The 245-nt window shown below is 32.2% G+C and carries 1 protein-coding gene; it reads left to right on the forward strand.

Going from position 1 to position 245, the window contains the following annotated elements; all coding sequences use genetic code 11:
• Positions 1-245, forward strand: a 245-nt coding sequence (locus IEX97_RS13130; RefSeq protein ID WP_188883539.1) for an NAD-glutamate dehydrogenase domain-containing protein, incomplete at both ends; no start/stop codon positions are given.

A 245-nucleotide genomic window follows, 5' to 3' on the forward strand; every position in this document is an offset into this window, starting at 1 on the left:
TTGGCAAAAAAATTAATCAATCTTTTTGAATTACACTTCTCACCAAAGGAAATTGAAAATCGTGAAAAGCAGATTCATGCCTTAGTTGCTGAAATATTAACGGACTTGGATTCGGTTGAAAATCTTGATGAAGATAAAATTATTCGTCAATACGTGCAAGCTATTACTTCAACCTTACGAACTAATTTTTACCAGGTTGATGAGGATGGCAAGCCAAAATCATATATTTCAATCAAACTAAACAG

It is taken from the genome of Paenalicyclobacillus cellulosilyticus, from assembly GCF_014647315.1.
GTDB classification, from domain to species: Bacteria; Bacillota; Bacilli; order Alicyclobacillales; family Alicyclobacillaceae; genus Alicyclobacillus_J; species Alicyclobacillus_J cellulosilyticus.